The sequence below is a fragment of the Actinomadura madurae genome, assembly GCF_900115095.1.
Taxonomy (GTDB): Bacteria; Actinomycetota; Actinomycetes; order Streptosporangiales; family Streptosporangiaceae; genus Spirillospora; species Spirillospora madurae.
In genome coordinates this window covers 21,314-42,544 of record NZ_FOVH01000022.1, presented here as the reverse complement: position 1 = coordinate 42,544, position 21,231 = coordinate 21,314, and the positions used below count along the sequence as shown (strand labels likewise).

Below are 21,231 nucleotides of genomic sequence, written 5' to 3'. Positions count from 1 at the left end.
GAACCATGAGCGTATACGAGCACCTTGAGGAGTACTTCGGCCTGCCGGTGGCCACGTTCAACGAGGACACCGGCGCCGAGGAGGAGGACGACGACGGGGCCGGGTCCGGTCCGGTCGCCGGAGCGGACCTCCCGCCCGCGGGCGAGGTCGCCTGGTTCGTCGGGACGTCCTTCGACGAGGAGGGGTTCGGTGACGTCTTCGCCCGGTTCCTGAAGACCGTCGACACCACCGAGATCACCGCGCTGATCATCGGGTACTGGGGCGCGTCCTACGACGACGGCGTCGCCGACCCGGTGGCGCTGCTGACCGAGGCGGCCGCGTCCTTCCCGAAGCTGCGGGCCCTGTTCCTCGGGGACATCACCGGCGAGGAAGCGGAGATCTCCTGGATCGAGCACTCCGACATCACGCCCCTGTTCGCCGCGTTCCCCGGCCTGGAGCGGTTCGACGTGCGCGGTTCCCAGGGGCTCGTCCTCGAACCGGTCGGCAGCGAGCGGCTGAAGGTGCTGCGGTTCGAGTCGGGCGGGCTGCCGGCCACGATCGTGCGGGCCGTCGCAGCGAGCGATCTGCCGAACCTGGAGCACCTCGACCTGTGGCTCGGCGAGGACGGCTACGGCGGTGACACGACCGTCGCCGACCTGGCGCCGCTCCTGAGCGGCGAGCGGCTGCCCGCGCTGCGCCACCTCGGCCTTGAGGACAGCGAGATCGAGGACGAGATCGCGGCGGCCGTCGCGGGCGCGCCCGTGGTGGCGCGGCTGGAGTCGCTCAGCCTGGCGATGGGCATCCTGACCGACCAGGGCGGGGAGGCGCTGCTGTCCGGCCAGCCGCTCACCCACCTGCGCAGGCTCGACCTGCACCACCACTTCCTGTCCGATGCGATGGTCGAGCGGGTGCGGACGGCGCTGCCGGGCGTCGAGGTCGACCTGGACCACCAGGAGACGAACGACACCGACTGGCACTACATCGCGGTCTCCGAATGATCCAGGAGCGGCTCTCCACCTTCGCGGGCCTGCCCGTGCACACCTTCGACGGCGAGCCGGACGGCCCGCTGCCCGCGCCGGGCGACGTCGCCTGGGGCGTCTACCACCACGTCGCCGACAACGGCGTGTGGGGCGCGGAGGTCCCGGAGAACCTCGGCCTCTTCCTGGAGACGGTCGACACCGCGAAGGTCACCCACCTCGTCATCGGCTTCTGGGGGTTCGATCCCGAGGAGTTCTCCCCGGTGGACTGGCTGGTCGGCAACGCCGGGCGCCTGCCGAACCTGCGGGCGGTGTTCCTCGGCGACATCCTCGACTGGGACCTGCACATCTCCTGGATCAAGAACGGTGACATCTCGCCGCTGTTCGCGGCGTACCCGGGCCTGGAGCACTTCGAGATCCGCGGGGCGTCGGACCTGCGGTTCGAGCCGATCCGCAGCGAGCGGCTGAAGGTGCTGCGGATCGAGTCGGGCGGGCTGCCGGCCGAGGTCGTCCGGACGGTGATGGCCGGCGATCTGCCCGCCCTGGAGCATCTGGACCTGTGGATCGGGTCCGAGTGGTATGCCGGGTCGTCGGAGGCCGACGACTACGCGCCCGTCCTGACCGGCGAGCGTTTCCCCTCGCTGAGGCACCTCGGCCTGGAGAACGGCCCGTTCCAGGACGCACTGGCGGAGGCCCTCGCGAGCGCACCGGTCGTCCCGCGGCTGGAGTCGCTCAGCCTGGCGATGGGGATGCTCAGCGACCGGGGCGCCGAGGCGCTTCTGGCCGGGCAGCCCCTCACCCACCTGCGGAAGCTTGATCTCCACCATGCCTTCCTGAGCGAGCCGATGGTGGAGCGGCTGAAGGCCGCCCTGCCGGGCGTCGAGCTCGACCTCCGCGACGCTGTGGGCAATGCGGAGTGGGTCGGTGACGAATGGGCCTCAAGCGCCCTCTACGTCGCGGTGTCGGAATGACGTTCGCGGTGGTCGGGACGCCCGGTGACCGGCGTCCCGCGCTGTTCGCGCGGGCGTGCCGTTCCGCCGGGTTGCCCGAGCCGCGGCTCATCCCCTGGACGGACGTGCTGAGCGGTGCCCCGCTCGCCTTCGAGGCGGGCGACAAGGTCCGCATCGACTCTCCGGGTGAGGATCCCGCGGCCGACGCGCTGCTGCGCGGTCCCGGCGAGCCCGCGCGGGTGGGCGGCGGGGCCCGCTGGCACCGGACGTTCACGGCCGCTCTGCGCCGCCTGGCGTCGTCGGCCGCGGCGTCCGGGGCGTGGATCCTCGGTGACGTCGAGGAGATCGGGGTGATGTTCGACAAGCGGCGCTCGCACGCCCGCCTGCTGTCGGCCGGGGTGCCCGTCCCGGCCGCCCTGTCCGATGTCGACGGGTACGCGGCGCTCCGCTCGCGGATGGACGAGGCGGGGGAGCGGCGGGTGTTCGTGAAGCCGGCGCACGGCTCGTCCGCCTCCGGGGTGGTCGCCCTGCAGACCGCTCCGGGCCGGGTCAGGGCCGTGACGTCGGCGTTCATGGCGGGGGACCGGCTGTTCAATTCCCTGCGCGTGCGCTCGTACGAGACCGAGGAGGAGGTCGCGGCGCTGATCGACCTGCTCGCGCCGGACGGCCTGCACGTCGAGCGGTGGCTGCCGAAGGCCACTCTCGGCGGGCGCGTGTTCGACCTGCGCGTGGTCGTCGTCCACGGGGAACCCACGCACGCGGTCGTCCGGACGAGCCTTTCCCCGATGACCAACCTGCATCTGGGCGGCGCCAGGGGAGATCTCGGCGCCGTGCGGAGCGCGCTGGGGGAGAACGGCTGGCGCCGGGCGCTGGACGTGTGCGCGCGGGCGGCGGCCTGCTTCCCGTCCAGCCCGATGGTCGGGGTCGATCTCCTTGTGGGGCACGGGCTGAAGCGGTTCTCGGTGTGCGAGGTGAACGCCTTCGGTGACCTGCTCCCGGGTCTGACCGGCTTGCCCGGAAGCTCCGCCGAGGGGCTCGATACCTATGCTGCCCAGGTCAAGGCCGCCTTGCCGGAGATCGTCACCGGATGTACGACATGAACGAGGTCATCGGCAGCCACGACGTGCTGCTGGTGACCCTCGACACGCTGCGCTACGACGTGGCGGCCGAACTCGCCGCGTCGGGCGGGACGCCCACGCTCACCGGGCTCCTGCCGGGCGGCCGCTGGGAGCGCCGCCACACGCCGGGCAGCTTCACCTACGCCGCGCACGCCGCGATGCTGGCCGGGTTCCTCCCGACTCCCGCGTCGCCCGGGCCGCATCCGCGCCTGTTCGCCGGAGCGTTCCCGGGCAGCGAGACCACCGCCCCCGGCACGTGGACGTTCGACGCCGCCGACCTGCCGTCCGGTCTCTGCGCGGCCGGCTACCACACGGTCTGCGTGGGCGGCGTCGGGTTCTTCAACAAGCTGACGCCGCTCGGTTCGGCGCTGCCGTCGCTGTTCGCGGAAAGCCACTGGGAACGCGCGTTCGGCGTCACCGATCCGGACGCCCTGCCCAACCAGATCGACCGCGTCGCCGACATCGTGGCGCGGCAGCCCGCCGAGCGCCGCCTGTTCCTGTTCCTGAACGTCGCGTCCCTGCATCAGCCCAACTGGTTCTACCTGGAGGGTGCGGCAAGCTCGGACGGCGACACGCGCGCGAGCCACGCCGCTGCGCTCCGGCATGTCGACACCCATATCGGCCGGTTGTTCGAGCTGATGCGCCGTCCTTGTTTCGTCATCGTCTGTTCCGACCACGGGACGGCGTACGGGGAGGACGGCCATGTGGGTCACCGCATCGGCCACGAGGTCGTCTGGACCGTTCCTTACGGGGAGTTCGTTCTGTCGTGAAGCCCTACCAGGGGTACGTGTACGCGTACCCGCACAAGACCGCCTACCGCCCGCTGCGACCCGCGCCCGCCCTCCGGGACGTGTGGGCGGGGGAGCGGCTGGACGCGCTCTTCCTCTACCTGCACGTGCCCTTCTGCGAGATGCGGTGCGGCTTCTGCAACCTCTTCACCCGCACCGGTGCCCCCGACGAGCTGACCGGTGCCTACCTGGACGCGCTCGACCGGCAGGCCACGAGCGTCCTGGACGCCCTGGACGAGGGCGGGCGCGACGGACCGGTGTTCGCCACCGCAGCGTTCGGCGGCGGAACCCCCACCTATCTCACGGCGCCTGAACTGGAACGGCTCTGCGACATCGCCGGACGGTTCGACGGCTTCGGCTCTGGTCCGCTGGGCGTGGAGACGTCCCCGGCGACCGCCACCACGGACCGGCTGACCGTCCTCGCCGACCGCGGGACGACACGCGTCTCCATCGGGGTGCAGAGCTTCCTGGACGAGGAGGCGCGTGCGGCCGTCCGCCCGCAGAAGCGCGCCGAAGTGGAGGCCGCGCTGGACCGGATCAGGGCCGTCGGCTTCCCGACCCTCAACATCGACCTCATCTACGGCATCGACGGGCAGACGCCCGCGACATGGACGCGGTCCCTGGACGCCGCCTTGGCGTGGCGTCCGGAGGAGGTCTACCTGTACCCGTTGTACGTCCGTCCGCTGACCGGCCTGGGACGCAGGGCCCGCGATTGGGACGACCAGCGCCTCACCCTCTACAGGATCGGACGTGACCACCTTCTGGCCGAGGGCTACGAGCAGGTGTCGATGCGCATGTTCCGGCTGCCCTCCGCTGACGCGGGTGGGACGGAGTACTGCTGCCAGACGGACGGCATGGTCGGGCTGGGATGCGGGGCTCGCTCCTACACGTCGCGCCTGCACTACTCCTTCGAATACGCGGTCGGAGCCGGTCAGGTGCGTTCCATCATCGACGACTACGTGCGCGAGACCGACTTCACCACCGCCCGTGTGGGTTTCGAGGTGGATGACGAAGAACGTCGGCGCCGGCATCTCATCCAGTCCCTTCTGCAGGCAGAGGGGATGGACCGGGACGCCTACCGTGCACGCTTCGGCTCCGACCCATTGGACGACTTCCCCGCCGATCTCAAGTCGTTCGCAGACCGCGAGTGGCTGGAGACGTCCGAAAGCACTGTGCGACTGACACCGGAAGGGCTCGCCTACTCCGATGCCATCGGCCCGGCCCTGTTCTCGTCCCGTGTCCAAGCGCTGATGGACTCCTACGAGGCGCGGTGATGGAACACCTGACGATCCTCTACCGGGGGCCGCTCGCGAGCTGCGACTACGACTGCCCGTACTGCCCCTTCGCAAAGCGCCGCGACACACCGGAGCAACTCCGCGCCGACCGTGCCGCGCTCGAACGCTTCACAGAGTGGGTCGCCGAGTGCGACCATCGCATCTCCGTCCTGTTCACGCCGTGGGGAGAGGGACTCGTACGGTCCTGGTACAGGCGCGCCCTCACCGAGCTGAGTCACCTTCCGCACGTCGAACGGGTCGCGATCCAGACGAACCTGAGCCACCGCGTGTCCTGGACGGACGGCGCCGACCTCACGCGGCTGGCGCTGTGGGCGACCTACCACCCCGGCCAGGTCCCGTACGAGCGGTTCCTGGGCAAGTGCCGCGACCTGGCGGCCCGCGGCGTTCGCTTCAGCGTCGGGATCGTCGGGCAGCCCGACCACCTCGGCGCCGCCCGCCGCCTGCGCGCCGACCTGCCGGACGGAACCTACCTGTGGGTCAACGCCGCCGAGGGACGCGTCTACGACGACGCCGAGGCAGCGTCCTGGACGGAGATCGACCCGCTGTTCCCGGTGAGCCGCCGCCCGCACGCCAGCCGCGGGCTCCCGTGCCGGACCGGCGACAGCGTCGTGTCGGTGGACGGCGACGGCACGGTGCGCCGCTGCCACTTCGTCCCGTCCGTGCTGGGCAACCTCTACGACGGCTCGTTCCGGGACGCCCTGGCGCCGCGCCCCTGCCCGCTGGACACCTGCGACTGCCACATCGGCTACGTCCACCTCGAACCGCTGGGCCTCTACGGCACGTTCGCCGGAGGCGTCCTGGAACGCATCCCCGCCCTGCTCGGGCAGGCTTGACCCCTCCGGCCCCCGGGCTGCCGGCTCGGCCCCGGCGGCCGGGCGTCGGCCCGAGCCGGTCATCCCGGAGCGCGCGGATCCCGTGCACGACCGCCCCGGAGGGCGCATGCTTGCGTTAGCCGGCGAGCCTAGGCGGTTCCGTGGACCATCGAGAACGACCCCACTTCATCCTCGCGCTGAAACCCGTGGACGCGGCCGTGCGGGCCGCGCGCGACACGGTGCGCGCGGCGCTGGACGGCTGGAACCGCGCCGACGTCAACGGCGACCTGGAGCTCATCACCAGCGAGCTCGTCACCAACGCGATCCGGCACGCGAACACGATCACGCTCGTCCTCTACCTGCTCGACGACGCGACCGCCATGGTCGAGGTGTGGGACGACAACCCCGAGGGCCCCGCCGCGCCCATCGTCGACCTCCACGCCGAAGGCGGGCGCGGGCTCATGCTCGTCGGCGCCCTCGCGCGCTCCTGGGGCTGGCGTTCGACCGCCGGAGGGAAGGTCACCTGGGCGCAGACCATCACGTCGTGAACGGGCGGGCGTCCTCTGGTTACTGGGGAAGTGCGACCAGGGGACGCCCGCCGGGCCGGGTGCGCCCCGGCCGTCGAGGGGCTCAGGTCTGCTTTTCTGGGCGGTAGTCGTCCTCGTCCACGCCGAACGTCCAGGCGACCCCCGCGCGTGCTGTGCGGGTACCGGGCGGGACGCGCAGGTAATAGGTGCGGTGCGTGCCGTCCGGCTCGGGAGTGGAGTTGACCACCTCGACCATCACCACCGGCTCGTCGCCCGGCAGCTCGATCGACCACAGGACGCCCGTCTCGTCCCGGTGCAGGGGACGCGCGCCGGTCTCGGCCAGGTAGCGGTCGTAGCCGAAGATCTCCAGCATGACGCGGCGCAGCTCGGCGTTCTGCTCCGACGAGATGCGGTCGGGCGTGAGGCCGGCCAGCGACGCGACGAAGTCGTGCGGGATCGGCATGCCGCGCCAGGCGTGCAGCGCGAACCCGTCCGGGTAGGCCAGGGCGGGGCCGTCGCCGCGGTGCAGCCGGCCCGGCTCGTCGCGGTGCAGCTCGCTCGGCCGCTCGGTGAGGATCGCCAGCCGCTCGTAGGGCCACCACCATCCCGCCGAACGGGCGGCCTCCGCCAGGCCGGCGAGCGGGCCGTCCAGCCGCCCGAGCGACTCGAACAGCGCGAGCCACGGCGCATCGTGCTGGCCCAGGACCGCGTCGAGCGTGACGGCGCGCAGCAGGGACTCCGCCGCGCTCTGCTGCGGGGTCTCCTCCCGGTTCCCGGCGCCGCCCGGCCGGCCGTGCGCCTGCTCGCCGATCGCGCCGCGCACCCGCGCGACCAGCGCCTGCACCTGGTTCCAGAGCAGGCCGCCGGTCTCCGCCCATGTGCGCGGCCACTGCTCCGGCCCCTGTTCGGAGCAGGCGGCCGCACGTTCCTCCTCCCAGGGGCGGGTGCGCACCTCCGGCAGGACGCTCCCGCCCGCCTCGCCGTCACCGAGGTCGGCCCGCGCCTGTTCGACGAGGCCGCCGAGACCGGCCGCCTCCAGCGCCTCGCCATGCCCGGCGATGACGGCCGCCGCGACGGCCCCCCGCGCCGGGGAGGGCACCCAGACGTACCGCTCCGGCGCGTCCAGCCCCGCGGACGCGTAGGCGGCGGCCACGCCCGCCTCGGCCCGGGCACGGTCGGCGGGAGCGGCGGCGAACGCCACCGCCTGCCAGTCGCCGACCACGAAGTGCGTCTCGCGTACCGTTCCGGTGAGCATCGCGGCCACCTCAGTCCGCCACGACGCGGACGGACCCGGGCACGTACTCGCGCTGCCGGATCACCCGGTACCAGCCCTTGGGCAGCGTGATCGGCGCGTGCTCCTCGTGCACCAGCCGCCCGCCGGACGGCAGGTGCAGGTGGTCCGGGACGAGCGGGTCGGGCGTGCGCAGCAGCGAGCCCGGCGCCGTCAGCGCGTGCGCGTGCCCCGTCGCCTCGCCGAGCGCGAGCACCATGCGGCCCCTCCCGTCGCGCGGGGACGGCGGCAGGCCGCGCACGGACTGCGGGACCGCCTCCTCGGGCACGGGCAGGATCAGGACGTCTCCCTGTCGGTACATGCGGCGAACGTAACGTCCGCCACCGACAAAACGGCGGGCTCAGAAGCCGCGGGTGCGGCGGGCGGCGGGGCGCGCCCAGCGCCCGGACGCGCTCAGGCCCACCCGCTGGAACGCCCGGACGAGCTCGCCGCCGAGGTTGACGCCGGCGCCGAGCGCGAGGGCCACCGACACGGCGGTGATGAGGCTCAGCACGCCCGCCTGCGGCGAGCCGGTGTTGAGCTCGACCATGCCCCGGTAGAGCGCGGTCCCCGGCAGGAGGGGGCCGATCGCCGGGACCACGTACGGCATGACGGGCTGCCCGTGCCTGCGCGCGAGCCAGCTCGCCGCCACACCGACGATCGTGGCGGCCACGGCCGAGGCGAGGACCGGCGGCACGTCCCACCCGCGGGCCAGCACGTACAGCACCCAGATCAGCGCGCCGCCGAGCGCGGTGGCCGCCAGCACGTCCCGCGGCGTCGCCAGGGACACCGCGAACGTCAGCGAGATCGCGGCGGCGGCGATGACCGCGACGGGCTCCAGCTTCGCCGACGGGGTGGGCAGGTGGCGGACGTCGATCGGCACGCCGAGGCTGACCGCGAGGTAGACGACCGCGCCGAGCCCGGCGACGATCGCCGCGATCATGAAGAAGACCTCCAGCACCCGCGCCCCCGCGCTGACCAGGTCACCGGTGATGCCGTCCTGGATGCTCGCCACGAGCGGGCGCCCCGGCAGCAGCGCCAGGATCGCGCCGGTCACGATCGTGGCGGCCTGGCCGGGATTGCCCATCGCCACCACCAGCACCGCCGCGGTGGCGCCGATCGCGGCGGCCACCGCCAGCTGGAAGAACTCGGCGACGCCGCGGCGCGCCAGGTAGGCGGCGGCGCGGTCGCCGAGGAGGGTGGCGACGAACGCGGTGGTCGCGACGAGCGGTCCACCGCCGGACAGCACACTGCCGGACGCGGAGATGAGCCCCAGCGACACCACGAGCAGCCAGGCCGGGTACGGGGGGCGGCCCCGCTTGATCTGCGCGAGCCGCTTGTGCGCGTCGTCCAGTTCCAGCATGCCGATGGACGCGTCCTGCACGAGCTGGTGGAGTGCGGTGAGCCGCCAGTAGGCGGGAGTCCGGCGGCGGATGGCGCGCGTTCCGGTCATGGGCGGCGCGCCCCCGCCCGGGTGGGCCGACACCAGGAGGCTGGTCAGCGTGACCTGCACCTCGCAGCGGGGGAGCTCGTAGGCCACGGCCAGGCCGAGCATCGCCTCGTTCACGCGCTCCGTCGTCTCGCCGCTGGCCAGGAGCAGCTCACCGACCCGCAGGACGAGGTCGACGGCCCGGGGATCGACGACCTCGCCGGGCTCTTCCTCGTGGGGTTCCGGGGTCGACCCGTCCATCAGGACCTGCCACGTCCGCCGCAAGCGTTCAGCCGCGCCCATACCCCTGCCCGTGCCCCTTTCCGCCCTGGAAGCCGATCTTGACTGGCAGGCTACCCACGTCCCCGGTGTCCGAAATCCGCGCCGCCCGGCCTTACCCTTTGCACAGAACGTGATTCTGGTGCGGTGTCTTCCACAGCGCTGGTACCAAGGACGCATGAGCACTTCGGACGGACTCCGGGACGAGGCCGAACGCTGCCTGCGCGCCCTCGCGGGCGACCACGCGCGGCTCCGCGACGACCAGTGGACGGCGATCAGCGCGCTCGTCGTCGAGCGGCGCCGGGCCCTGGTCGTCCAGCGGACGGGCTGGGGCAAGTCCGCCGTGTACTTCGTGGCGACCAGGCTGCTCCGCGAGCGCGGCGCCGGCCCGACCGTGATCGTCTCGCCGCTGCTGGCGCTGATGCGCAACCAGATCGACGCGGCCGACCGGGCGGGCATCCACGCCCGCACGATCAACTCGTCCAACACCGGCGACTGGGACCAGATCTTCGCCGAGGTCGAGGCGGGCGCGGTCGACGTCCTGCTGGTCAGCCCCGAGCGGCTCAACAACCCCGACTTCCGCGACCTCGTGCTGCCCAAGCTCGCCGCCGGCGCCGGGCTGGTGGTCGTCGACGAGGCGCACTGCATCTCCGACTGGGGCCACGACTTCCGCCCCGACTACCGGCGGCTGCGCACCCTGCTGGCCGACCTGCCGCCCGGGATCCCGGTGCTCGCCACCACCGCGACCGCCAACGCCCGCGTCACCCAGGACGTCGCCGAGCAGCTCGCGGGCGCCGACGCCCTCGTCCTGCGCGGCCCCCTCGAACGCGAGTCGCTGCACCTCGCCGTGGTGACGCCGCCCACCGCCGAGCAGCGCGTCGCCTGGCTGGGCGAGCACCTCGGCGACCTCCCGGGCTCCGGCATCGTCTACACCCTCACCGTCGCCGCCGCCCACGAGATCACCGGCTACCTGCGCGACCGGGGCCACGAGGTCGCCGCCTACTCCGGCCAGACCGAGCAGGCCGAACGCCTCCAGGCCGAGCAGGACCTCCAGGACAACAAGCTCAAGGCCCTCGTCGCCACCAGCGCCCTCGGCATGGGCTTCGACAAGCCCGACCTAGGCTTCATCGTCCACGTCGGCGCGCCGCAGTCCCCGGTGGCCTACTACCAGCAGATCGGGCGGGCCGGACGCGGCGTCGACCGCGCCGAGGTGATCCTGCTCCCCGGCCGGGAGGACCGCGACATCTGGGCCTACTTCGCCAGCCTCGCCTTCCCGCCGGAGCACATCGTCCGCGCCACCCTCGACGTCCTGGACGCCGCCGACCGGCCCCTCTCCACCGGCGCGCTGGAGCCGCTCGTCGACCTGAACCGGGCCCGGCTGGAGATGATGCTGAAGGTCCTCGACGTGGACGGCGCCGTCCGCCGCGTCAAGGGCGGCTGGACGTCCACCGGCGAGCCCTGGTCCTACGACCGGGAACGCTACGAGCGCGTCACCGCCGAACGCCGGCGCGAGCAGCAGGCCATGCTCGACTACATCTCGACCACGGCCTGCCGCGAGGAGTACCTGCGCACCCAGCTGGACGACCCCGCCGCCGCCCCCTGCGGCCGCTGCGACAACTGCACGGGCCGCCACCGGCCCGCCGAGGTCACCCGCGAGAGCGTCACCCGGGCCCGCGACCGGCTGCACCGTCCCGGGGTCGACATCGCCCCCCGCCGCATGTGGCCCACCGGCGTCAAGGACGACCTGGGCGTCTCCGGCCGCATCAAGCCCGAACTCCAGGCCGAGACCGGCCGCGCCCTCGGCCGCCTCACCGACATCGGCTGGGGCAACCGCCTGCGCGACCTCTTCGCCGCCGACGACACCGACGTCCCCGCCGACCTCGTGGACGCCGTCGTCCAGGTCCTCGCCGCCTGGGACTGGCCCGCCCGCCCCACGGGCGTCGTCACGATCGGCTCCCGCTCCCGCCCCCGCCTGGTCACGACGTTCGGCCAGAGCATCGCCCGGATCGGCCGCCTGCCGTACCTGGGCGAGCTGACCCCACGAGGCGACCCGACCCCACGCCGCCACAACAGCGCCCAACGCCTCCGCTCCGTCTGGCACTCCCTGGCCGTCCCCACCGACCTCGCCACCGCCCTAGCAACCAACCAGGGCCCCACCCTCCTAGTAGACGACCGCATAGAAACCGGCTGGACCATGACCACAGCCACCCGCCTCCTAAAAGAAGCAGGCGCCACCGAAATCCTCCCCCTGACCCTGGCCACCCCCTCCTAACCCAACCCGCCCCTCTCATTTGGCAACCACGTAAAGACGGGTGGACCATGACCGCCGCCACCCGCGTCCACGAGGACACCGGCGATGGCGCGGGCCCTTCCCTGGTGCTGGCGGCGTCGTAGTGACCCCTCGTGGACCCACCCGCACCGCGCATCGCGCATCGATTGCTGCGGGTGCGGGGGGTCAGTCCGTGGGGAGGTAGCGGGTCTGGCCGAAGGTGCCTTTGGCGAAGGCGAGGATCTTGGTCGGCCGCACCGCCAGGACGAGCGCCTCGCCCACCTCGTGGGCGAAGCCGGTGTCGGTCACCTGGTACTGCCACTCGCCGTTCCATTTGGCGGCCCAGGCGGTGGCGAGGCGTTCGAGGAGGGCGCGGTCGGTGACGCGCCGGGCCTCGCCCTCGACCATCACGTCCAACCCCCGGTCCCAGTCGTTGCGGCCGGTGGTCAGGACCACATGGGCATTGGCGCGGAGGTTCAGGGCCTTCTGCTCTTCGGGCCCCGTCGTGAAGTACAGGGCGTCGTCGAGCCACACGGCCACGAGCGGCGTGACGTGCGGGCGCCCGTCGGACCGGACGGTCGTGATCCAGAAGAGCTGGGCGCCCTCCAACGCCTCGCGTGTGGTCGCCCACGGCGTCGCTCCGGCGGCGGGATCACTGAAGCGCTCGTCGAGCCGGGTCACCGGGTTCTGCATGGTCGCTCACTCCGATCGGGTGGGAAAGGCTTCCATCACGATGCGGTCGATCTGCGAGACCGCCGCGAGGTCGAACCCGAAGCGGTTGCGCATGACCGCGACGGCCACCCCGGAGTCGATGTCGGCGTAGGCGGCCGAGCCGTTCATCCCCACCATGCCGAACGTCGTTCCGGGCCGGCCCTGCGCGCCACCGGGCCGGAAGGTGCTGAAACCGAAGGCCGATTCGGTCGGTATGCCCATCACCTCGTCCATGCCCTGGTACTTCACGGCCGCCATGTCGGAGAGGCGGGCGGCGGAGACGAGACCGACGCCGTCGACATGGCCGAGGAGACCCGCGTAGACGCGGGCCGCCCCGCGTGCCGACATGGTCCCGGCGGACGGGATGTCGGAGCCGAGGACGTCGGCCCGGTTGGCATACGCGGCGTCGGACCTGATGCCCGGCGGGATCGCCCTGTCCGCCGGAGACCCCGGCGCCGGAGGCTCGGGCGGCGCCCCCTCCGGCGGCTCCTGCCGGGCGACACGATCCAGCAGGACGTCCGGAACCCCGAAGTGCACCTCGTCTTCGACACCGAGCGGACGTGTGAGGACCTCCCTCAGCCACCACGACAGGGTCCGCCCGGTCGCCCGCCGCACGATCTCGCCGAGGAGGAAGCCGAACGTCTGGGCGTGGTAGCCGAAGCGTGTCCCCGGCTCCCACCAGGGCTCGGACGCGGCGAGCACCGCGCACATATGTTCCCAGTCGCACAGATCCTCGACCGTGGTGTCGTACGGCGGCCCGGGGACGCCCGCCGTGTGCAGCAGCACGTGGCGAAGCGTCACCCCTTCCTTGCCGTGCGCCCCGAACTCCGGCCAGACGTCCACCGCACGCAGGTCGTAGTCGAGCTCCCCACGCTCCACGAGCACGTGCGCAACCGCCGAGGCGATGCCCTTCGCGGTGGAGGCGGCGTAGAACAGCGTGTCCGGCGCGACGGCCGGCCCCCGCCGCGAGTCGGCGACGCCCCCGACCACGTCCGCCACCACCCGCCCGTCCGCGACCACCGCCACCTGCAAGCCGACCTCGCTACCGGACGCCACGAGCCCATCGACCACCGCCTGAACCCGGCCCTCCACGTCATCGCCGCTCATAAGGCCACAATCCTCATCCACGCCTCTCATTTGACCGCCCACACTCTCCTCCTACCCACGGCCGGGGAGGTTGCGGGTGGGGTGGGGGCGTCCGCCCGCGCGCCCCCGTTGGCGCGGGCGGGACGATTGGGGCCGGCCCGTGCGCGCGGCCCCGCGCACGGGCCGGCGTCCGGTCCCGGCGCCGCGGCGGAGAAGGGCCGCGGCGAACGGGAGTCGGGCACCGGGCGGCGGCCCCGGCGGCCGGCACCGCCGGGGCTCGCCCGGGAACGCCGCCGTCCTGGTGGGACGGATGACGGCGGCGAAGGGAGTGGTCCGTCGAGGTGAAAGTGTTCTAGAGGTCAGGAAAGTCTGTCCAGTTGTTTGGGAGAACATCTTGGGATAAGTTCAGGCGGAAATGTCATCATTTCCCGTTCAGTTGACCGCGCGGCCATTTCCGCGGGGCGCCGGAAGAGGTAGTAATGTCCCTCCCCGTGTCACCGACCCTCGACGCCCTTCTCGACGGCCCGCCAGGGCTTCTCGACATGACGTTCGACCAGCTCCGGACCCTCCTGGTGGTTCACGAGACGGGGTCGGCGCTGAGGGCCGCGCGTGTCCTCGGACGCGAGCAGTCGAGCGTCCAGAAGCAGCTCGACACGCTGAACCGCACCAGCCAGACCCTGTGCGGTGAGGTCCTCACCGTCCGGCAGGGCCGCGGAAGGGACTTCCTCTTCACCCCGACCGGTGAGGCGACGGTGGAACTGGCGCGCGGCACCTTCGAGAAATGGCTGGAGTCCATTCATCTGAGCCGGCGCCGGCTCGGCCGCATGCTGACCGTCGGCACGACCGAGTTCACGCTGCCGATCGTCTCCCGGGCCTGGAACCGCGTCTCGGAGGAGTTCCGGCAGCGCGAAGTGGAGTTCAAAGTCCTGCACGTCCGCACGAAGGACGTGTGGTCGCGGCTGGAGAACCGCCAGGTCGACCTCATCTGCGGCAGCATCGTCAGCACCCAGGAGGGCGACCTGCGGCTGAAGGAGTACGAGGTCATCGAGTACGCGCGGGGCCAGGCGCTGCTGCTCACCAACCTGCCGGAGTCCGAGCTGCCGGACGCGGCCGTGGAGACCAGCGGCCTCGGCCGCGTCCCGCTCGTGGTGCCGCCCGCCGGGCTCGTCGCCGACCTGCTCGCCACCTGGTACGGGACGAACTTCCGCGAGCGCCTCAACGTCGTCGCCGACATCGACGACGTGCACTACGGGCTGTCGCTGCTCAGGTCCGGATTCGTCCGCGGCTGCATGATCGTCACCGGCTCGATCGGCCGCGGAATGGCCGCGCAGGAGGACTCGGACGCCGTTCCCCTCCGCACCATCGGCCTGCACGACGACCTTGAGCCCAAGGCCGAGCTCATGACGGGCGCCTTCGTCCGCCGCGCCGACCTCGAACGCTACGACGCGGGCCATCCCCTCAACCGTCTCTGGGACGCGGTCAAGGAGGACGTCCGCACCTACACCCCCCTCGCCTGACCACGACACGACTCCTTGCGCGCGTGTGAGGGGCGGAACTCGCGGCTAGCCGCCGGTGATCGGTGATGGGCTCGGCCGGGCATCGAGCTCGGCGACGAGCGCGCGGAACGCGTCCGGGTCTCCGATGACCTCCTCGACCTGATCGGGCCGCCGGTACAGGCGGTGGTAGCGGGCACCGATGGCATCAGGATCGGCTTCGCCCCCGCCGGGAACGACACCCGAGGCGATCGTCACCGTGGCCGCGTGAACGCCGGCACCAGATCAACGCCGGCCGGCAGCGCTACGACACAGCCCGTCAAGACAACTGATCGGCACCCCGCGACGCGGCGGAGACCAGCGGCCGAAGGGTCCAGGGGAGGCCCCTGGACCCCACGCGAGCCCGGTCACTTGATCTGGTTGTCGACCACGTCGAGGGTGGGGCGGGCGCCCAGGTGCTGCATGGCGCGGGCGGCCAGGCGGCAGCCGGCGGTGAGGGCGTCGGCGGGTTGCTTGCCGTCCAGCCAGGGCGGGAGCAGGCCGGCGACGAACGCGTCTCCGGCGCCGGTGCCGTCGACGATCTTGTCGACGGGCTCGGCGGAGACGGTGATCGGTTCGGGGCGGCCGTTGGTGTACCAGAGGGCGCCGTCGGCGCCGCTCTTGATGACGACCTGCGGGTACCAGGCGGTCAGCACCTTGGCGGCCTGCGCGGGGGTGTCGCGGCCGGTGAGGATCTCGGCCTCTTTGGCGTTGACGACGAGGAGCCGGGCGCCCTGCGTCCACTCCAGGAAGGGTTCCGCGCCCATCCGCTTGAGCGGGGAGGAGGAGCCGCCGTCCACGGAGACCGACATCTGCGCCTTGCGCGCGAGGTCGAGGGTGTGGATGGCGGCCTTGCGGGAGCCCTCGTTGATCAGCGAGTAGCCGGACAGGTGCAGGTGGGTGCCCTGGGAGAACAGGTCCTTGCAGCGTTCGATGTCCTCGGGGAGCAGCGCGCCGTTGGCGCCGGGGTCCGACAACATCGTCCGGTCGCCCTTGTGGGTGACCATGACGACGCAGGTGCCGGTGGGACGTTCCTGGTCCATGACGAGCCGGGCGTCGACGCCGTAGCCCATCAGTTCCATGTCCCGGTTCCGGCCGGCGATGTCGGAGCCGCGGCGGCCGACGAAGGCGGCGTCGGTCCCTTCCACGGCGAGCCATGCGGCCACGTTGGCGCCGGAGCCGCCACCATGGATCGTCACGGCGGCGGGCGTGTCGCTCCCCTTGGCCAAGGGGTAGGCGGCACGCGCCACGGTGTCGGTCATAAGATCGCCGACCACGACCACGCGCGTCATGGAGTCATCACCTCGATCAACACGGCCCGCGCGAGCGGCAATTCCGGGCGTGTGGTTGACCGTAACAGCTCTCGCGCCCCGATTAGGTCTCGAACGCGCAGCGAAACCAAGGAAGCCGGTTTTTTCTCGCACGGGCGGCGGCGCCCCCGTGCCTTACCCTCGGGTACGTGACCGAGCGTTACCCGGACCACTGGGAGGCCGACGTCGTCCTCAGCGACGGCGGGACGGCCCATCTGCGCCCCATCCGGCCCGAGGACGCCGGTCTGCTGCGCACGTTCCACGCCCGGCTGTCCCCGGAGTCGATCTACTACCGGTTCTTCTCGCCGCGCCCGCGCCTGTCCGACCGCGAGGTCGAGCACTTCACGACCGTCGACCACGACCGGCGGGTCGCGCTGATCGCCACGATCGCGGGGGAGATGGTGGCGGTCGTCCGGTACGACCGGCTGGCCGACCGCCCGGAGACGGCGGAGGTCGCGTTCCTCGTGGAGGACGCGCACCAGGGCCGCGGGGTCGGCCCGGTGCTGCTGGAGCACATCGCCGCCGCGGCGCGGGAACGGGGCGTGCGCCGGTTCGTCGCGAGCGTCCTGCCCGACAACCGCAGGATGACGCGGGTCTTCCGGGAGGCCGGCTACCGGGCGGAGCAGCGGTTCGAGGAGGGCGTGATCGAGCTTGTCCTCGACCTGGAGCCGACGGAGACGTCGCTGGAGGTCATGACGGCGCGCGAGCACCGCGCCGAGTCGCGGTCGATCCAGCGGCTGCTGTTCCCGCGGTCGGTGGCGGTGATCGGGGCGAGCCGCGCCGAGCACAGCGTCGGGCAGACCGTCCTGCGCAACCTGCTGTCCGGCGACTTCTCCGGCCCCGTGTACCCGGTGCATCCGACGGCCGTGGCGGTGGCCGGGGTCCGCGCGTACGCGTCCGTCCTGGAGATCCCGGACGATGTGGACCTCGCGGTCGTCGCCGTCCGGGCCGACGCCGTCCACGAGGTCGTGGAGGAGTGCGCGGGCAAGGGGGTGCGCGGCCTGGTCGTCGTGTCGTCCGGCTTCGGCGAGGTGGGGGACGAGGGGAGGGCCGCCCAGGAGCGGCTGGTCCGGCTCGCCCGCGCGTACGGGATGCGCGTCGTCGGGCCCAACTGCCTCGGCATCGCCAACACCGACCCGGACGTGCGGCTGAACGCGACCCTGGCGCCGACCCTGCCGGGACGGGGCCCGGTGGGGTTCTTCTCCCAGTCCGGCGCGCTCGGCATCGCCATCCTGCAGCGGACGGCCGAACGCGGCCTCGGCCTGTCCACGTTCGTGTCCGCCGGGAACCGCGCCGACGTGTCCGGCAACGACCTGATGCAGTACTGGGAGGAGGACCCGGAGACCAAGGCCGTCCTTCTCTACCTGGAGTCGCTGGGGAACCCCCGCAAGTTCACGCGGCTCGCGCGCAGGCTCGGCCGCCGCAAGCCGATCGTGGCGGTGAAGAGCGGCCGCAGCACGCAGGGCGTCCCGCTCGGGCACGCCGCGCGGGCGCTCACCCTGCCCGACCACGCGGTCAGCGCGCTGTTCGAGCAGGCCGGCGTGATCCGGGTGGAGGACCTCGCGGAGCTGTTCGACGTGGCGCAGGTGCTCGCCTACCAGCCGCTCCCGGCCGGCGACCGCATCGCGATCATCGACAACTCCAACTCGCTCGGCCTGCTGGCGCAGGACGAGGCCGTCGCGCTCGGCCTCGACGTCCGGCCGCGCATCGACCTCGGCCCCCGCGCGGACGCCGACGACTACGAGGCCGCGCTCGCCGGGGCGCTGGACGACGACACGGTCGACGCGGTCGTGGCGCTGTTCACGCCGCCGACGATCGGCGGCTACGACGTGCGCGTCCCCGAGAAGATCCTCCGGCTGGCCGCCGAGGGCCGCAAGCCGATCGTGGCGACCTACCTCGGCACCGAGGGGATGCCCGCCGACCTGCGCGTGCCCGGCCCGGACGGGACGGCGGCGGAGGGGTCCGTGCCGTCCTACGCCTCCCCGGAGGACGCCGTCCGGGCGCTGGCGTACGTGATCAGGTACGCGCTGTGGCGGCAGCGTCCCACCGGCCGGACGCCGGTGCTGGAGGACGTGGACCGCGACCGGGCGCGGGAGCTGGTCGCGGGATGGCTCGGGGACGGCGGCCCGGTCGAGGCCACCCCCAAGCAGGCGGCCGAGCTGCTCGGCTGCTACGGCATCGAGGTCGCCGACGGCGGCGACGGGGTGCCGACCCGCATCGTCGTCCGCGAGGACCGCTCGTTCGGCGCGCTGATCTCCTTCGGGATCGCCGACGAGACCGCCGACCTGCTGGACGACCGCGCCTACCGGCTGTCGCCGCTGGCGGACGCGGAGGCGGCGGAGATGATCCGCGCGATCCGCACCGCGCCGCTGCTGCTCGGGCACCGCGGCGCCGAGCCCGTCGACACCGCCGCCCTCGAAGACCTGCTGCTGCGCGCGTCCCGCCTCGGCTACGACCTCCCCGAGGTGGCGCTGCTGGAGCTGGACCCGGTCGTGGCCGGCGGCGCGGGCGCGACGGTGCGCTCGGCGACGCTCACCCTGGAACGTCCGCTCGGGCCGCGGCCAGAGCTGGGGCCGCGCCGCCTCTGACGTCAGCCCGGGGGCGGCGGCGGGCTCGGCTCCGGCGTCGGCGGGACGGGATCCGGCTCGGGCCCCGGCGGGATCGGCTCGGGAGGCGGCGCGGGCGGCGTCGGCTCCGGCGCCGGACCGGGGGGCGTGGGCTCCGGCGGCGGGCCCGGCGGCACCGGCTCGGGCGCGGGACCGGGCGGAACGGGCCCCGGCGGCTGCGGCGCGGGGCCGGGCGGCGGCGTGGGCGGCACCGGTGGCTGCGGGGGCGGGGCCGGGTCCGGCGTCGGCGGCGGCACCGGCGGCGGAGTCGGCAGGGGATGCTCGTCCATGCCCACCCCCTACCCCGCCCGCGCCCGGATCACCGCGCACCCCGGGTCATGTGCGCGTCCGTCCCGGACAGGGCAGGATGGGGCCATGAGGGAAACCCGAGCGACCGTCAGTGGGCTGCGCACGGCGATCGAGCGCAGCGGTTACTACCCGGCCCTGGTCGCGGACGCGGTCGAGTCGGCGGTCGGGGACGAGCACGTCACCGCCTACGTCGTCCACCACGAGGCGACCTTCGACCCCGCGATGGAGGTGCGCAGGCACGTGACCGTGCTCGTGCTGTCGGCGAGCCGGCTGCTGGTGTGCCACACCGACGAGCACCCGCCGGGCGAGGGGATGACCCGGCCGCACGCGTCCACCACCACCGAGGCGGTGAAGCTGGAGCGCGTCCAGTCGGTCGCGGTCACGCGGGTCGTCCCGGACCCGGCGTCCTACGTGCCGGGCGTCCCGCCCACCGAGGTGGTGCTGACCATCGGCTGGGGGGCCATCGCGCACATCGACCTGGAGCCCGCGACGTGCGGGGACGAGAACTGCGAGGCCGACCACGGCTACACCGGCAGCGTCACGGCCGACGACCTGTCCTTGCGGGTGAGCGAGGCCGCCGACGGCGCCGACGCCGTCCGCCAGGTCCTGGCCTTCGCCGAGGAACTGTCGACCGCGACCGCCCGGTGACCGGAGCGGAGCCTCCGCGCAGCGGAGGACGCCGGGCGGTCCGCTCGTGCGGGGGGTGTGGGAGGTCGTCCTCCCGCGAGGAGGTGGTCCGGTGACTGGAGCGGGGCTTCCGGGGAGCGGTGGGCGGCGGGCGGTTCGTTGGTGCGGGGGGTTGTCCTCTCGTGAGGGGGTGGTGTGGTGACTGCTGAGGAGCTTTCGGTGGTGGAGGCGCCCGTGCCGCGGTACGGGGGCGGGGCCCTTGCCGATCTGGCGCCCTCCGTGCTGGCGTCGCTGGGCGTCCCGGGTGCGGTGAACGTGCTGGGGGTTCCCGAGGTGTCGCGCGTGTGCGTCCTCCTCGTGGACGGTCTCGGCTGGGAGCAGCTCAGGGCGCATCCCGGCGAGGCGCCGTTCCTGAACGCGATGGCCGGCGGCCCGATCACGTCCGGGTTCCCGGCGACGACCGTGACGAGCCTCGCCTCGCTGGCGACCGGCGTCCCGCCCGGGGAGCACGGGCTGCTCGGCCTCCAGGTCGCGATCCCGGGCGCCGGCCGGCTGCTCAACTGCCTGCACTGGAAGGACGACGACCCCGACCCGGCGGAGTTCCAGCCGGTCCCGACCGCGTACGAGCGGGCGGCGGCGGACGGGGTCGAGGTCGGCTACGTCTCCCTCCGCCAGTACAAGCGCTCGGGGCTGAGCCGCGCCACCGCCCGCGGCGCCGCCTACCTGGCCGCCGAGGGCCTCGGCCAGCTCGTGGGACGGACCGAGCTGGCCCTGCGCCGGGGCGAGCGGTCCTACGTGACCGCCTACCACCCCGACCTGGACTCCACCGGCCACCGTTTCGGCGTCGGCTCGGCGGACTGGCGCCACCAGCTCCGGTTCGTCGACATGCTCGCCCAGCGCATCGCCGAGGTGCTGCCGCCGGGCTCGGCCCTGCACGTGACGGCCGACCACGGCATGGTCGACCCCGCCGAGCGCATCGACGCGGACACCGTCCCGGAACTGCGGGACGGTGTCGCCCTCCTCGGCGGGGACGCACGCGCCCGGTACGTCTACAGCGAGCCGGGCGCCCACGGCGACGTGCTCGCCGCGTGGACGGAGACGCTGGACGGGCGGGCGTGGGTCGTCCCGCGCGAGGAGGCCGTCGCGCGCGGCTGGTTCGGTCCGGTCGGCGACGGGATGCTGGAGCGCGTCGGCGACGTGGTCGCCGTCCCGCACGCCGACCTCGCGATCGTCGCGACCGAGCGGGAACCATGGCTGAACAGGATGGTCGGCATGCACGGCTCCCTCGTCCCGGCCGAGCAACTGGTGCCGCTGCTCGGCACGTCCCGGCCCTGATACCTGGGGAGTTGAGATGAGT

20 protein-coding genes are annotated in these 21,231 nt (G+C 73.0%); 12 read left to right on the top strand and 8 right to left on the bottom strand.

The annotated features are described in order from the left end of the window. The first annotated feature begins 5 nt into the window (after positions 1-5). From BM339_RS40840 to BM339_RS40810, 7 genes are all read left to right on the top strand, one after another. The gene (locus tag BM339_RS40840) at positions 6-977 is read left to right on the top strand and encodes an STM4015 family protein (RefSeq protein ID WP_021595632.1); all 972 of its coding nucleotides are present in this window, start codon (positions 6-8) and stop codon (positions 975-977) included. Continuing rightward, the gene (locus tag BM339_RS40835) at positions 974-1,927 is read left to right on the top strand and encodes an STM4015 family protein (RefSeq protein WP_075024328.1); all 954 of its coding nucleotides are present in this window, start codon (positions 974-976) and stop codon (positions 1,925-1,927) included. Before BM339_RS40840 ends, BM339_RS40835 begins: the two co-directional genes overlap by 4 nt. Then, positions 1,924-3,006 carry an STM4014 family protein gene (locus tag BM339_RS40830; RefSeq protein ID WP_075024327.1) on the top strand — a complete coding sequence of 361 codons (1,083 nt, stop codon included), beginning with the start codon at positions 1,924-1,926 and terminating at the stop codon, positions 3,004-3,006. The genes BM339_RS40835 and BM339_RS40830 overlap by 4 nt, the downstream gene beginning before the upstream one ends. After that, the gene (locus BM339_RS52015; RefSeq protein WP_075024326.1) at positions 2,994-3,794 is read left to right on the top strand and encodes an STM4013/SEN3800 family hydrolase; all 801 of its coding nucleotides are present in this window, start codon (positions 2,994-2,996) and stop codon (positions 3,792-3,794) included. The genes BM339_RS40830 and BM339_RS52015 overlap by 13 nt, the downstream gene beginning before the upstream one ends. Continuing rightward, positions 3,791-5,086 (top strand): STM4012 family radical SAM protein, encoded by a 1,296-nt coding sequence (locus tag BM339_RS52010; RefSeq protein ID WP_256255766.1) that lies wholly within the window; start codon positions 3,791-3,793, stop codon positions 5,084-5,086. Before BM339_RS52015 ends, BM339_RS52010 begins: the two co-directional genes overlap by 4 nt. Then, positions 5,086-5,940: an STM4011 family radical SAM protein gene (locus BM339_RS40815; RefSeq protein ID WP_021595627.1), complete on the top strand. Its 855-nt coding sequence runs from the start codon at positions 5,086-5,088 to the stop codon at positions 5,938-5,940. Before BM339_RS52010 ends, BM339_RS40815 begins: the two co-directional genes overlap by 1 nt. Before the next feature lie 140 nt (positions 5,941-6,080). Then, positions 6,081-6,467, top strand: a complete 387-nt coding sequence (locus BM339_RS40810) for an ATP-binding protein (protein WP_033333332.1) — start codon at positions 6,081-6,083, stop codon at positions 6,465-6,467. 82 nt (positions 6,468-6,549) lie between these two features. Here BM339_RS40810 and BM339_RS40805 read toward each other — a convergent pair whose 3' ends face one another. From BM339_RS40805 to BM339_RS40795, 3 genes are read right to left on the bottom strand one after another with little or no spacing between them, the layout of a single operon-like run. After that, entirely contained in the window at positions 6,550-7,701 is a 1,152-nt protein-coding gene (locus BM339_RS40805; RefSeq protein ID WP_075024388.1) for a DUF6745 domain-containing protein, read from the bottom strand. A 10-nt stretch (positions 7,702-7,711) separates the two neighbouring features. Then, positions 7,712-8,038 (bottom strand): hypothetical protein, encoded by a 327-nt coding sequence (locus BM339_RS40800; RefSeq protein ID WP_021595624.1) that lies wholly within the window; start codon positions 8,036-8,038, stop codon positions 7,712-7,714. Between the two features lie 39 nt (positions 8,039-8,077). Beyond that, a complete protein-coding gene (locus BM339_RS40795; protein ID WP_021595623.1) occupies positions 8,078-9,406 on the bottom strand; it encodes a threonine/serine exporter family protein in 1,329 nt (442 codons plus the stop codon). 196 nt (positions 9,407-9,602) lie between these two features. Here BM339_RS40795 and BM339_RS40790 point away from each other — a divergent pair, with 196 nt between their 5' ends. Then, positions 9,603-11,696 (top strand): RecQ family ATP-dependent DNA helicase, encoded by a 2,094-nt coding sequence (locus BM339_RS40790; RefSeq protein ID WP_075024325.1) that lies wholly within the window; start codon positions 9,603-9,605, stop codon positions 11,694-11,696. Positions 11,697-11,879: 183 nt separating this feature from the next. On the opposite strand, the gene BM339_RS40785 is transcribed toward BM339_RS40790, so the two are convergent. Both BM339_RS40785 and BM339_RS40780 read right to left on the bottom strand, forming a co-directional pair. After that, entirely contained in the window at positions 11,880-12,386 is a 507-nt protein-coding gene (locus BM339_RS40785) for a pyridoxamine 5'-phosphate oxidase family protein (protein WP_075024324.1), read from the bottom strand. 6 nt (positions 12,387-12,392) lie between these two features. Further along, positions 12,393-13,511, bottom strand: a complete 1,119-nt coding sequence (locus BM339_RS40780) for a serine hydrolase domain-containing protein (protein ID WP_075024323.1) — start codon at positions 13,509-13,511, stop codon at positions 12,393-12,395. A gap of 470 nt (positions 13,512-13,981) precedes the next feature. On the opposite strand from BM339_RS40780, the gene BM339_RS40775 reads away from it, so the two are divergent. Further along, positions 13,982-15,007: a LysR family transcriptional regulator gene (locus tag BM339_RS40775; protein WP_218163892.1), complete on the top strand. Its 1,026-nt coding sequence runs from the start codon at positions 13,982-13,984 to the stop codon at positions 15,005-15,007. A gap of 45 nt (positions 15,008-15,052) precedes the next feature. On the opposite strand, the gene BM339_RS40770 is transcribed toward BM339_RS40775, so the two are convergent. Next, positions 15,053-15,241: a hypothetical protein gene (locus BM339_RS40770; RefSeq protein WP_021599642.1), complete on the bottom strand. Its 189-nt coding sequence runs from the start codon at positions 15,239-15,241 to the stop codon at positions 15,053-15,055. A 149-nt stretch (positions 15,242-15,390) separates the two neighbouring features. After that, positions 15,391-16,314 carry a carbohydrate kinase family protein gene (locus BM339_RS40765; protein ID WP_021599641.1) on the bottom strand — a complete coding sequence of 308 codons (924 nt, stop codon included), beginning with the start codon at positions 16,312-16,314 and terminating at the stop codon, positions 15,391-15,393. Between the two features lie 167 nt (positions 16,315-16,481). Here BM339_RS40765 and BM339_RS40760 point away from each other — a divergent pair, with 167 nt between their 5' ends. Continuing rightward, positions 16,482-18,920 carry a bifunctional acetate--CoA ligase family protein/GNAT family N-acetyltransferase gene (locus BM339_RS40760; protein WP_075024321.1) on the top strand — a complete coding sequence of 813 codons (2,439 nt, stop codon included), beginning with the start codon at positions 16,482-16,484 and terminating at the stop codon, positions 18,918-18,920. Positions 18,921-18,922: 2 nt separating this feature from the next. On the opposite strand, the gene BM339_RS52380 is transcribed toward BM339_RS40760, so the two are convergent. After that, positions 18,923-19,228: a hypothetical protein gene (locus tag BM339_RS52380; protein WP_143118799.1), complete on the bottom strand. Its 306-nt coding sequence runs from the start codon at positions 19,226-19,228 to the stop codon at positions 18,923-18,925. A gap of 85 nt (positions 19,229-19,313) precedes the next feature. Here BM339_RS52380 and BM339_RS40755 point away from each other — a divergent pair, with 85 nt between their 5' ends. Beyond that, positions 19,314-19,895 (top strand): DUF5998 family protein, encoded by a 582-nt coding sequence (locus tag BM339_RS40755; RefSeq protein WP_024936637.1) that lies wholly within the window; start codon positions 19,314-19,316, stop codon positions 19,893-19,895. Positions 19,896-20,072: 177 nt separating this feature from the next. Beyond that, complete coding sequence (locus tag BM339_RS40750; RefSeq protein WP_256255764.1) at positions 20,073-21,209, top strand: alkaline phosphatase family protein; 1,137 nt, start codon at positions 20,073-20,075, stop codon at positions 21,207-21,209. Positions 21,210-21,231 lie beyond the last annotated feature (22 nt).